Origin of the sequence: Hyalangium ruber, assembly GCF_034259325.1 — a bacterium.
Taxonomy (GTDB): Bacteria; Myxococcota; Myxococcia; order Myxococcales; family Myxococcaceae; genus Hyalangium_A; species Hyalangium_A rubrum.
The window spans coordinates 179024-190707 of the sequence record NZ_JAXIVS010000014.1; the positions used below are offsets into that span (position 1 = coordinate 179024).

Consider the following 11684-nt stretch of genomic DNA (forward strand, 5'->3'; position numbering starts at 1 on the left):
TTGCCCGAAGCGGTTCCAGGGGAGGGCGGCGATGACGATTCGCGCGAGGATGGTGCTCTTGGGAGCGGTGGCGAGCAGTCTCGTCACGGCCCTGGTCCTGCAGCTGCGCGCCGGCCCGGCGCCGGGCGGCGGGCTGTCGGTGGGCCTGTCGCTGGGAGTGCTGGCGGTGCTGGCGGTGGGAGCGTTCCTCCTCTTCCGGCCGGTGTACCAGGAGCTGCGCGGGCTGCGGGCGGCGGAGGAGACGGTGCGCACCCGCACCGCGCAGCTTGAGGTGGCCAACGCGCAGCTGGCCGACAGCCTGCGCCGGCTGCAGGCCACGCAGGCGCAGCTGGTGTTCGCCGACCGGCTGGCCTCCATGGGGCAGCTGGCGGCGGGGGTGGGGCATGAAATCAACAACCCGCTGGCCTACGTGCTCAGCAACCTGCACTACCTGCACAAGGAGCTGAACCGCACGAAGGGCGCGCCCTCGGAGGAGGAGCGCGCCGAGCTGCTCACGGCGGTGGCGGACGCGCGCGAGGGGGCCGAGCGGGTGCGCGTCATCGTCCAGGACTTGAAGATGCTGTCGCGGCCGGACGAGGTGAGCAGCGGGCGGGTGGACCTGGAGGCGGTGCTGCGGCGGGCGATGAAGCTGGCGGCGCACGAGGTGGGGCGGCGGGCGCGGCTGGTGGAGGCGCTCAACGAGGTGCCGTGGGTCCTCGGCAGCGAGGCGCGGCTGGGGCAGGTGTTCCTCAACCTGCTGCTGAACGCGGCGCAGGCGATTCCGAAGGGGAAGGTGGAGGAGCACGCGGTGCGGGTGGTGGCGCGGCGGCAGGGGGCCGAGCGGGTGGTGGTGGAGGTGAGTGACACGGGGTGTGGAATCGCGCCGGAGAACCTGGAGCGCATCTTCGATCCGTTCTTCACCACCAAGCCGGTGGGCGAGGGCACGGGGCTGGGACTCTCGGTGTGCCACGGCATCATCCGCTCATACGGCGGGGAGATTCACGTGGAGAGCACCCCGGGGCGGGGCTCGACGTTCCGGGTGAGCCTGAGGGTGGCCCCGGAGGTGACGGTCGAGCGGGAGCCCGGCGTGGAGCGGCACGAAGCGAGCTTGTCCGCCTCGGCGTGAGCGCGCCGAGGGCAGGCGAGAGGCCTCGAGTCACCCGGGCGCGGGCGGGCAGGCGGGCCATCGCCCCGGAGCGCGAGGGCCGCGAGTCCGCTTGAGAGGGCCCAACGCGCGTGCTACCCGATAAGGGTCCGCCGATGCCCTGCCTTCGTCCCAGCCCTGCTGTCCGTCCTGTCGCCCCTGCTCGGAAGAGGGCCCGGGCCGACGTGAGTCCGCGTGCGCGGGCGGTGCGGCGGGCCTGGGCGCGCGGCATGGCGCGGCTGGCGGGGCTGCTGGGCGTGGCGTTGGTGCTGGCGCCGGCGTGGGCGCTGGCGTGCCCGACGTGCGCGGAGCGGGCGCCGGAGTCGACGGGGCGCTCGGCCCTGCTCGTGGGGGGCATGTTGCTGTTGCCCTTCCTGCTGGTGGCGTTGGGGGTGTGGGCCGCGTGGCGGGCGGCACGAGGTGACGCGAAGAGGGGCCGGTGATGGACGCCGCCTCGGGACGCACGTTGGCGCTGCCCGAGGACGCGAGCGCGCACGGCCATCGCATCGACGCGCTGCTGGCGACGAACCACCGGCTCGAGGGGCTGCTGGCGCTGGTGGTGTTGGGGTGGTTGGCGCTGGCGGTGTGGCGCTTCCACAAGGCGCGGCGGGCGGCGGCGGACGGAGGCACGCGGCGCAGCCGGACGCTGGTGCTGGCGCTGGCGCTGGTGACGTTCGGGGTGGTGGACGGCACGCTCTTCGTGCGCTCGCTGGGGTACGTGGACGAGGTGCTGTGGAACTTCGAGGTGCCGGTGAAGCACCCGGACACGGTGCGGCTGGAGGTGAACGCGCGCCAGTGGACGTGGGAGGCGCGCTACGCGGGAGAGGACGGGCGCTTCGGCACGGCGGACGACGTGGTGACGTGGAGCGACGTGCGGGTGCCGGTGGGGGTGCCCGTCTGGGTGCAACTGTCCTCGACGGACGTGGTGCATGGGCTGGCGCTGCCGAACTTCCGGGTGAAGCTGGACGCGGTGCCGGGAAGGGTGAACCAGACGTGGTTCCAGGCGGCGCGCGAGGGCACGTGGGAGGTGGCGTGCTACCAGCACTGCGGCACGAGCCACTACAAGATGCGGGGCACGCTGACGGTGATGGCGCCCGAGGCGTACCGGGCGTGGCTGCGCGAGGCGAGCCGGCAGGCGACGCGGGCGTATGACGCGGCGGACTCGGCGGCCCACTGGGGCTGGGCGTGGAAGGAGGCGCCATGAAGGCGTTGCTCTCCACGGACCACAAGGTGGTGGCGCGGGCCTACCTCTGGGCGGGGCTGGGGTTTCTGGGCGTGGGCGGGCTGATGGCGATGCTCATCCGCTGGCAGTGGGGCTGGCCGGGGAGGCCGGTGCCAGGGCTGGGGTGGGCGCTGCCGGAGTCGGGCGGAGCGCTCACGCCGCCGGCGTACACGGGCCTGTTCACGATGCACGGGCTGGTGATGGTGTTCTTCGCCATCACCCCGTTGCTCATCGGAGCGCTGGGCCACTTCGTGATTCCGCTGGCGGTGGGCGCGCGGGGGATGGCGTTCCCGCGGCTGTCGGCGTGGAGCTTCCGGGTGTTCGCGGCGGGCGGGGCGCTGGTGCTGGTGTCGTTCGGGGTGCGGCTGGGGACGGCGAGCGCGGGGTGGACGAGCTATCCGCCGCTGTCGGCGGCGCACGTCTTCACACCGGGAGTCGGACAGACACTGGTGATGGTGGGGGTGGTGTGCGCGGCGGTGTCGTCGTTCCTGGGCGCGGTGAACTTCGTGGTGACGGTGGTGCGGTGCCGGGCGCCGGGGATGGGGTGGGGGCGGCTGCCGCTAACGGTGTGGGGGCTGTTCTTCACCTCGGTGTTGAACCTGCTGTTCGTGCCAGTGGTGGCGGTGGCGACGGGGCTGGTGTTGATGGACCGGGTGGTGGGCACGCGCTTCTTCATGGCGGGCGCGGCGGTGACGGGCGGAGGGGGAGACCCGCTGCTGTACCAGCACCTGTTCTGGATGTTCGGACACCCGGAGGTCTACATCCTCATCCTGCCGGCGTGGGGGATGGTGGGGGACTTCGTGGCGTTCTTCAGCCGCAAGCGGGCGCACGGGTACCGGGGCACGGTGGTGGCGATGGGGGCGGTGACGGGGCTGTCGGGGCTGGTGTACGCGCACCACCTCTTCACCAGCGGCATGGCGCCGATGATGGGGCGAGCGTTCATGACGCTGACGCTGATCATCTCGCTGCCGGCGATGGTGATGTTCCTCAACTGGCTGATGACGGTGTGGCGCGGGAGCGTGCGGCTGACGGTGCCGATGGTGGCGGCGTTGGGGACGATGGTGGTGTTCGGGCTGGGAGGGCTGTCGGGCTTGGCGCTGGGAGCGGTGGCGACGGACATCCCGCTGCACGGGACGATGTGGGTGGTGGGACACTTCCACCTGACGATGGCGGCGGCGAGCTTCCTGGCGGTGTTCGCGGGGCTGTACTTCTGGTTCCCGAAGATGTTCGGCAGGCACCTGCACACAGGGCTGGCGATGGGGCACGTGGTGTCGAGCGCGGTGCTCTTCGTGGCGGTGTTCGGCGGGCAGTTGATGGCGGGGTACGCGGGGCAACTGCGGCGGCTGTATGACCCGTACCAGTACACGTTCCTGAAGCACCTGTTGTCGCTGAACCAGTGGACGAGCGTGGCGGCGTTCGCGCTGGGCTCGGCGCAGCTGTTGTTCGTGGTGAACCTGGTGTGGACGCTGAGGCGAGGGCGAGTGGCGGAGGCGAACCCCTGGCAGGTGGGGACGCTGGAGTGGACATGCGCGCCGAGCCCGCCGCCGGAGGACAACTACGCCGAGGTGCCGGAGGTGCTGCGAGGGCCGCACGAGCTCTCGCAGCCGGAGGTATACGAGCGGCTGGGGCGTGACTGGATCGGCCAGGCGGAGGCGCTGCCCGAGGAGTCGAAGGCATCGACACCCGAGGCGCAGCCAGCGCTGGGAGGCGCGGGATGAAGCCCACGGCCTCCCAGGCAGACGCCGAGACACAGTGGTTCGGAGTGGTGGTGGGGCTGGGCGCGTGGACGATGCTCTTCGCGGCGCTGGCGTTCACGGTGGGCTACTTGCGGATGCGTGAGCCGTGGCCCTCGGAGGGGACGCTCTCGCTGCCGAGGCTCCTGCCGGCGCTGAACCTCCTCCTCTTGGTAGGGGGAAGCGCGCTGATGCACGCCGCGCTCCAGCGCCTGCGACGAGCACCGGACACGCGGGGCGCGGCCCTGCTGCGGTACGTGGGGGGAGCCCTCGGACTGGGCGCGGCCTTCCTGGGCCTTCAGGCGGGGCTGGCGAGAACGCTCTGGGAAGCGGGCTTGCGGCTCCCATCGGGAGGAGCGCAGGCCTCCGCCTTCTATGGGCTGATGGGGATACACGCGACGCACGCGCTGGTGGGACTGGTGGGGCTGACGGGAGTCGCGGTGGCGCTCCATCGGGGGAAGAGCAACACCCAGCCCTTGCGCCTGTGGGGGCTCTACTGGCACTTCGTGACGTGTACGGGATGGCTCTTCTACGGGGCGGTGTACCTGCCATGAACGCGAGACACGGGCTGCTCACGGCGCTGGCGCTGCTCACGGTGGTGACGGCGGGCTGTCGTTCCAAGGAACCGAAGCTCGAGCCACTGAAGCTGGGAGACGGGCGCACGCTGACGGCGGAGACGCTGGAGCGCGGGCGGGACGTTTACACGTACTACTGCATCTCCTGCCACGGCGAGCGAGGGGATGGGCAGGGGCCCACGGCGGTGGGGATGCGGCCGCCGCCGAGGAGCTTCCGACAGGGGCTGTTCAAGTTCGGGGACGTGGCGGTGGGCGAGCTGCCGACGGACGAAGCGCTGAAGCGCACCTTGCGGCGAGGACTGCACGGCACACCGATGCTGGCGTGGGACGTACCGGCGGCGGACGTGGAGGCGGTGGTGCAGTACCTGAAGACCTTCAGTCCGCGCTGGCGCGAGGAGGCACCGGGCAAGCCGCTGGAAGTATCGCCAGACCCGTGGAAGGGGCGCGAGGCGGAGGCAGTGGAGCGAGGGCAGGCGGTGTACCACGTGGCGGGAGTGGGGTACGCGGGGTGCTCGGGCTGCCACATCTCCTATCTGCCGCGAGCGGAACTGGAGTCGCTGACGGAGCGGCTGACGGGGCGCAAGGTGAACCTGAGCAAGGCGGACCTGTACACGCCGCAGGCGAGGGACTCGGACTACGCGGTGGCGGTGGATGCGAAGGGAGAGCCGACGCAGCTGGCCAAGGTGCTGCCGCCAGACTTCCTCCAGCACAAGCTGCGAACGGTCTGGCCGCTGGGCGAAGAGGTAGAGGACACGGACTACACGCCGCAGCGGCAGCGAGAGGATCTGTATCGAGTCATCGCGGCGGGAGTGGGCGGAGCCGCGATGCCGACATGGAAGGGAGCGATCCCCGAAGAGAACCTCTGGGCGCTCACCTACTACGTACAGACGCTGGTGAACCTGCGAGACACCTCCGAGGGCCGCGCGCTGAAGGAACGCCTGCTCGCACCAGCGAAGTAACCCGCGCAGGGACGCTTACGGAGCCGTGCGCCTGGCTGACTGGATCTGCTCGATGAGCCAGGCCCGGTAGGCATGCGTGCTGGTGAACCTCGACACCTTGCCAGTTCCCCTGCTCGAAATTCCGACGAGCCAGTGGCCCTTGTCGCTCTCGCGGAGGCAAGGCCCACCGCTGTCTCCCTGGTAGGTATGGGTTCCTGGCTGCCCGAGGGTGACGAACTCACCTTCGGCATAGGTGACGGTGTTCCGCCCAAAGCGGCGGAAGCCCGCCACGCCTTCCCCTTCCTCGGTCTTGTCCAGGCCATAGCCGACCAGGACCAGGGACTCGTCGGGCTGGGCCTGGGAGGTCGCGAGCGAAACTTCCGGGAACGAGCCTTCGACGGGCTCATCCAGGAGGATGACGGCGAGGTCGGCGCGGGTGGACACCACGTGTTCGCGTGGGTTGCGTTCGCCGAGCAGGATCTTGAGCTCAGGATGAGGCCGGACCTTGCCGCTATAGCTCTGCGGGCGTTGAGCGACGGTGCGTACGCTCGCGGGTTCTCTCCTGGCGCTTCGGCCCCGGGTGGATTCGTAGAGGACCGTGGTCACGGTGGCAGTGGCCGAGCAGTCCGTGGCGTCGATGACGAGGTTGGCCGAGTCGCGGTTGCCGATCGCCTTGCGCTTCATGCAGACACAGTGACCCGCTGTCAGGACGAGGCGAGGCGCGATGAGCATGCCGCTGCACATCCCCAGGGGACCGTCCGGAGTGACAAGGACCGTGGAGGCAAACCGGTTGTCGACATCGATCCGGCCACCCAGCAGGAACAGATGGTCATCGCCTTCCGGAACAGCGGTGTTTGCCGCGCACCCACCGCAGAGGACCAGCAGCGTCAACAGAAGCGCGGGAGGCCGAAGGACTTCATTTCCGAAGCGCGGCATGGATCCAATCCCGGTGGAAGTAGGTGCTCGTCAGTGAGAGCTCCGTGTCCGTTCCCACACTGGTGATACCGACAAGCCAGCGACCGCTCTCCCCCTCACGGAAGCACGGCCCACCAGGAAAGCCGTTGTAGAGATAGGTCCCACGCTGCTCGAAGAGCAGTCGTCCGCCATGAGGCGTGGGTACCCGGGTAACCGTATTCTGGCGAAAGTACCGAGCCCCGAAGATTCCTCCGAAGCGCGGGTCGTGACCGTAACCCGCCATGACGAGCGCCTCGTTGAGCTGGACCTCGGAGTCCGCCAGGGCGATGTCCGGACGCAAGCCCTCGACAGGCGAGTCCAGCGTGATGACCGCGAGATCCGCACGACCCGACACCACACGGGCCTGTGCGTCGAAGAGGATCTCCAGCTCCGGGTGCGGACGAACCGCGCCGTCATAGACGTGGGTGCGAGCATTCGACATGTGCCGAGCCTTCGCCGGCTCATAGGTGACCGTCGTCACGGAGGCGGTCTTCACACAAGCGGACGCGTCGATCCGGAACCCCTCGGACCCCTTCCGCCGAGGACACACGCAGTGCCCTGCGGTGAGGACCACGCGCGAATCGAGGAGAACACCGCTGCAGATCGTCCCCAGCAGCGGCTCATCCACCGTCACCAGGACCGTGGAGGCGTACCGATTGCCCTCATCCAAGGTCCCCGCGGCCAGGAACACCTGCCTGTCCAGAGGCTGCAACTCCATGCCCTCGGAGGACCTTTCGATCGCTGGCGGCTCCACCGAAGTCTCTGGGATACTCCCGCCACGGGGGGACTCCACCGCGCGGCTCGGGGAGGGAGTGGTCCCATCGGAGCATCCGCTGCAGGCAAGGAACGGCGAGATGAGCAGAGGGAGCAGGGCCAGCAGCGTGGAGCGATGGAGCATCCGGAGGGCTCGGAGGATTCGATTCTCTCGATGGATTGCCGCCAGGCTGGCGAATTCTAGGCTCCGCAGCCCCCAGACCCTTACCTGCATCCTGCCACCCGGTACGCAAGCCCGGCAGCCCGTACCACATTGGAGCAGGCGGGGAATCCCCCAGCGAGCGGGAAGGCGTGTCCCTGCTGGACAGTTCGCACGTCGCATCCACCTCCTATCTCTCCGACTCTGCTACAGCAGATGATGCCACCATGAGGGTCCCGCTCGAGCCTCCAGTTCCGCCGCAGGCAGGCGCCGGGTCTCCCCAGGGCGGTGATCCGAAGTTCGCCCCGCTGCTGGACAGCGTCACCGACGGCATCGTCGTGGTGGATCGCGACTGGCGCATCACCTACCTCAACGCGGTGGCCGAGAAGGTGTCGGGCCGCCCGCGAGAGAAGGCGCTCGGCCGGGAGCTGTGGGCCGAAGTCCCGCAGCTGCTCGACACCCCGTTCGCCAAGGCCTTCCACGAGACGGCGGCCACGGGCCAGCGCACCACGGTGAGCGACTACTTCGCGCCCGCGGATGCCTGGTACGAGGCGCGGGCCTTCCCCTCCTCCGAGGGGCTCGTCATCTTCGTGCGCGACATCACCGACCTGCGCCAGGCGGAGGTGGAGCGACTGCGCCTGCTGAACGCCGAGCGCTCCTCGCGAGAGGACGCCGAGCGCGCCGCGCACCGGCTCGTGCGCCTGCAGGAGCTCACCGCGCAGCTGGCCGCCGCGCGCTCGCCCGAGGAAGTCATGTCCGCGGCCATCGAGCGCATCATGTCCGCGGTGGGCGCGAACTTGGCCCTGGTGGGCCTGCCGGTGGAAGAGGGTCGGATGCTGCGCGTGGTGGCCTGGCGCGGCCTGCCTCGGCAGCTGGTGCAGGACCACCCCCTGTTGCCCGTGGATGCCCCGCTGCCGGTGTCCACGGCGTGGCGCACGGCCGAGCCCGAGTGGCTGGAGTCCCCCGAGGCGCTGGGCGCGCGCTACCCGAAGCTGTTGTCGATCCTGCTGGAGAAGACGGCCGCCCGCTCGGTGGCGAGCCTGCCCATGGTGGTGGAGGGGCGGGTGCTGGCGGTGCTGGCGCTGGGCTTCCCCGAGCCCCGGGCCTTCTCGGGCGATGACCGCGAGTTCCTGCTGGCGCTGGTGCGCCACTGCGCGCTGGCGATGGAGCGCGCTCGGCTGCTCTCCGAGGTGGAGGCCCAGCGCGCGCGGCTGGAGGACCTGGTGATGCGGGTGCCGGCGGTGATGTCCGTCACCCGAGGCGCCGAGCACCGCTTCGTGCTCTGCAACCCGCGCCACCGCCAGCTCATGGGCGGCAGGGATTTGACGGGGCTCACGGTGCGCGAGGCCCTGCCGGAGATGGCGGGCCAGGGCTTCTTCGAGCTGATGGACCGGGTGTACACGAGCGGCGAGCCGTTCATCGGCAAGGAAGTCCCGCTGCGCTTCAACGGGCAGCCGAGCGACGTGCTGCCGGAGACGTTCTTCGACTTCGTGTACCAGCCGCTGCGGGACGCCGAAGGCAAGGTGGAGGGCATCGCCTCGTTCGCCTTCGACGTGACGGATCAGGTGCTGGGGCGGCGCACGGTGGAGGAGCTGCTGCGGGACATGGCGCGCAGCGAGGAGCGCTTCCGCGCGTTCCTCACCGCCACCTCGGAGATCATCTGGGACATGCCACCCTCGGGCGTCTTCGACTCGGATCAGCCGGGCTGGCGGGCCTTCACGGGGCAGCGTCGCGAGGCGCTGCTGGGCTGGGGCTGGCTGCAGGCGGTACACCCGGAGGACCGCGACCTCATCGAGCGGGCCTGGCGCGAGTCGGTGCGGGCGGGGGCCTCGCTGCAGAGCGAGGTGCGGCTGCGGCGGCAGGACGGGGTGTACCGGCACATGCAGATGCGCGCGGTGCCGGTGTTGGAGCTGGACGGGACGGTGCGCGAGTGGGTGGGCATCCACCGCGACGTGACGCGGCAGCACGAGGACGCGGCGGAGCGCGAGCGGCTTTTGGCGCAGGAGCAGCGCCACCGCACCCAGCTCGAGGGGCTGGCGAAGGCGTCGCTGGCGATTGGACAGGCGGCCTCGCTGGACGCGGTGCTCCAGGTGACGACGGAGCAGGCGCGAGCGCTCATCGGCGCGCACCAGTCGGTCACCAGCCTGACGACGAGCGAGGACGGGACGCAGACCATCAACTCCGTCTCGCTGTCGGACAAGTACCGGGCGTGGAACGGGTACGCGGTGCCTCCGAACGGTGCGGGCATCTATATGGAGGTGTGCCGCACCAACCGCTCGCTGCGGATGACGCAGGAGGAGCTGGAGGCACACCCGAAGTGGCGAGGCTTCGGCGCGCACGCGGCCGAGCACCCGCCCATGCGCGGGTGGCTGGCGGTGCCGTTGATCGGGCGCAACGGGCGCAACCTGGGCCTCATCCAGCTGTCGGACCGGTACGAGGGCGAGTTCAACGCGGAGGACGAGGCCATCCTGGTGCAGCTGGCGCGCCTGTCCTCGGTGGCCATCGAGAACGCGCGGCTGATGGCGGAGTCCCAGGCGGCCAACCGGGCCAAGGACGAATTCCTGGCGGTGATGAGCCACGAGCTGCGCACGCCGCTGACGGCGGTGCTGGGCTGGACGCAGATGTTGCGCAGCCGCAAGGACGACTCGGCGGTGCGGGAGAAGGGGCTGGAGGTCATCGAGCGCAACGCGCGCTCGCTGGCGCAGCTGATTGAGGACGTGCTGGACGTCTCGCGCATCCTCACGGGGAAGCTGACGCTGCACCGCAAGGCGGTGGAGCTGGCGGGGGTGGTGCAGGCGGCGGTGGAGGTGGTGCGGCCGCGCGCCGACCAGAAGGAAGTCTCGCTCTCGGTGGAGGTGGCGCCGGGGGTGGGGCTGGTGACGGGAGACCCGGGGCGGCTGCAGCAGGTGTTCTGGAACCTGCTGGCCAACGCGGTGAAGTTCACCCAGGAGGGCGGGCGGGTGGAGGTGCGGGTGGAGCGCGGGGAGGGCGAGTGGCGGGTGCGGGTGCGGGACACCGGGCAGGGCATCCGGCCGGAGGCGCTGCCGCACCTCTTCGAGCGCTTCTGGCAGGCGGACGGCAGCAGCACGCGGGAGCACGGCGGGCTGGGGCTGGGGCTGGCCATCGTCCGGCACCTGGTGGAGCTGCACGGCGGCTCGGTGGAGGCGCAGAGCCCGGGGCCGGGCCAGGGCTCCACCTTCACGGTGCGACTGCCGGTGCCGGCGCTGCTGCCGGAGGCGGAGCGGGCGGCCTCGGCGGAGGCGGCGAAGGCGACGCGGCTGGACGGGGTGCGGGTGTTGTTGGTGGAGGACGCGGAGGACGCGCGCGAGCTCATCACCCTGCTCTTGAAGGAGCGCGGCGCGGAGGTGCGGGCGACGGCCAACGCGCGCGAGGCGATGGAGAGCCTGACGGCCTCGTTGCCGGACGTGCTGGTGTCGGACATCGGCCTGCCGGGCGAGGACGGGCACACGCTGCTCAAGCGGGTGCGCGAGTGGTCGGAGGCGAGGGACCAGTGGATTCCGGCCATCGCGTTGACGGCATACGCGGGGGCGGAGGACGCGCGCCGGGCCTACCGCGCCGGCTTCCAGGTCCACATGGCCAAGCCGCTGGAGGCCGAGGCGTTGGTGGAGTCCGTGGCGCGGCTGGCGGCGCGGGACGGGCAGTCGAGCTCGAGCACCTGAACCTCAGTCGTACCACTGAAGTGGTACAGGCTCGCGGGCCGCCCTTCCCTACCCTGTCGTGTCGTGAGCGGACACGGAGAGGCAAGGCGGGTGCTGGCCGCGGTGGCGTTGCTGGCGCTGCCGGGGCTGGCGAGCGCCCAGCCGGAGACCCACATCGTGCGGGCCCCGCCCTGCGTGACGGAGAGCCGGCTGACGGAGTTTGAGTTCGAGTCGGACGACCCGAAGGCCCGCTTCGAGTGCCGGCTGGACGGGCATGGCTTCTACCCGTGTGAGCGGGTGCTCCGGCTGTATGCGCGGATCAGCGCGGGAGCGCACATCCTGGAGGTCCGGGCGCTCGTGGACGAGGCGCTCGTGGATCCCAGCCCCGCCGCCTACGCCTGGGAGGTTCGGGAGGCGCCACTGGCTCAGCCGCTGATCGCACCCCTGGAGGAGGCCGGTTGCTCGGGTGCAGGAGGCTCCCCAGCCCTCTTCCTGATCGGGCTGTTCGCGCTCGTGGCGCTGAAAACCCGAGTCTCTTCAAGGACTTGAAGAACGCAGGAAACCTCG

General features: G+C 70.5%; 10 protein-coding genes. 8 read left to right on the forward strand and 2 right to left on the reverse strand.

Going from position 1 to position 11684, the window contains the following annotated elements:
- Positions 1–31: 31 nt before the first annotated feature.
- The 6 genes from SYV04_RS33460 to SYV04_RS33485 all read left to right on the forward strand — a co-directional run bounded on the left by SYV04_RS33460 (position 32) and on the right by SYV04_RS33485 (position 5612).
- Positions 32–1105: a sensor histidine kinase gene (locus tag SYV04_RS33460; RefSeq protein ID WP_321550057.1), complete on the forward strand. Its 1074-nt coding sequence runs from the start codon at positions 32–34 to the stop codon at positions 1103–1105.
- A gap of 203 nt (positions 1106–1308) precedes the next feature.
- Positions 1309–1566: a hypothetical protein gene (locus SYV04_RS33465; protein WP_321550058.1), complete on the forward strand. Its 258-nt coding sequence runs from the start codon at positions 1309–1311 to the stop codon at positions 1564–1566.
- Entirely contained in the window at positions 1566–2327 is a 762-nt protein-coding gene (locus SYV04_RS33470) for a cytochrome c oxidase subunit II (protein ID WP_321550059.1), read from the forward strand. Before SYV04_RS33465 ends, SYV04_RS33470 begins: the two co-directional genes overlap by 1 nt.
- Positions 2324–4063 (forward strand): cytochrome c oxidase subunit I, encoded by a 1740-nt coding sequence (locus SYV04_RS33475; RefSeq protein WP_321550060.1) that lies wholly within the window; start codon positions 2324–2326, stop codon positions 4061–4063. Before SYV04_RS33470 ends, SYV04_RS33475 begins: the two co-directional genes overlap by 4 nt.
- On the forward strand, positions 4060–4632 hold the full coding sequence (locus SYV04_RS33480) for a cytochrome c oxidase subunit 3 (protein ID WP_321550061.1): 573 nt from the start codon (positions 4060–4062) through the stop codon (positions 4630–4632). Before SYV04_RS33475 ends, SYV04_RS33480 begins: the two co-directional genes overlap by 4 nt.
- Entirely contained in the window at positions 4629–5612 is a 984-nt protein-coding gene (locus SYV04_RS33485) for a c-type cytochrome (RefSeq protein WP_321550062.1), read from the forward strand. The genes SYV04_RS33480 and SYV04_RS33485 overlap by 4 nt, the downstream gene beginning before the upstream one ends.
- Before the next feature lie 15 nt (positions 5613–5627).
- Here SYV04_RS33485 and SYV04_RS33490 read toward each other — a convergent pair whose 3' ends face one another.
- Together SYV04_RS33490 and SYV04_RS33495 are read right to left on the reverse strand one after the other, a co-directional pair.
- Positions 5628–6527 carry a trypsin-like serine protease gene (locus SYV04_RS33490; RefSeq protein WP_321550063.1) on the reverse strand — a complete coding sequence of 300 codons (900 nt, stop codon included), beginning with the start codon at positions 6525–6527 and terminating at the stop codon, positions 5628–5630.
- Complete coding sequence (locus SYV04_RS33495) at positions 6508–7263, reverse strand: trypsin-like peptidase domain-containing protein (RefSeq protein WP_321550064.1); 756 nt, start codon at positions 7261–7263, stop codon at positions 6508–6510. Before SYV04_RS33495 ends, SYV04_RS33490 begins: the two co-directional genes overlap by 20 nt.
- 422 nt (positions 7264–7685) lie before the next feature.
- Between SYV04_RS33495 and SYV04_RS33500 the strand changes: the two genes are divergently transcribed.
- Entirely contained in the window at positions 7686–11138 is a 3453-nt protein-coding gene (locus tag SYV04_RS33500) for a GAF domain-containing protein (RefSeq protein WP_321550065.1), read from the forward strand.
- Between the two features lie 63 nt (positions 11139–11201).
- The gene (locus tag SYV04_RS33505) at positions 11202–11666 is read left to right on the forward strand and encodes a hypothetical protein (protein WP_321550066.1); all 465 of its coding nucleotides are present in this window, start codon (positions 11202–11204) and stop codon (positions 11664–11666) included.
- Positions 11667–11684: the final 18 nt, after the last annotated feature.

Bases quoted from the DNA above. Each gene is read 5' to 3' on its own strand.
- SYV04_RS33485 (WP_321550062.1), top strand. From the start codon at position 4,629: ATGAACGCGAGACACGGGCTGCTCACGGCGCTGGCGCTGCTCACGGTG.
- SYV04_RS33495 (WP_321550064.1), bottom strand. From the start codon at position 7,263: ATGGAGTTGCAGCCTCTGGACAGGCAGGTGTTCCTGGCCGCGGGGACC.
- SYV04_RS33480 (WP_321550061.1), top strand. From the start codon at position 4,060: ATGAAGCCCACGGCCTCCCAGGCAGACGCCGAGACACAGTGGTTCGGA.
- SYV04_RS33490 (WP_321550063.1), bottom strand. From the start codon at position 6,527: ATGCCGCGCTTCGGAAATGAAGTCCTTCGGCCTCCCGCGCTTCTGTTG.
- SYV04_RS33500 (WP_321550065.1), top strand. From the start codon at position 7,686: ATGAGGGTCCCGCTCGAGCCTCCAGTTCCGCCGCAGGCAGGCGCCGGG.
- SYV04_RS33460 (WP_321550057.1), top strand. From the start codon at position 32: ATGACGATTCGCGCGAGGATGGTGCTCTTGGGAGCGGTGGCGAGCAGT.
- SYV04_RS33475 (WP_321550060.1), top strand. From the start codon at position 2,324: ATGAAGGCGTTGCTCTCCACGGACCACAAGGTGGTGGCGCGGGCCTAC.
- SYV04_RS33470 (WP_321550059.1), top strand. From the start codon at position 1,566: ATGGACGCCGCCTCGGGACGCACGTTGGCGCTGCCCGAGGACGCGAGC.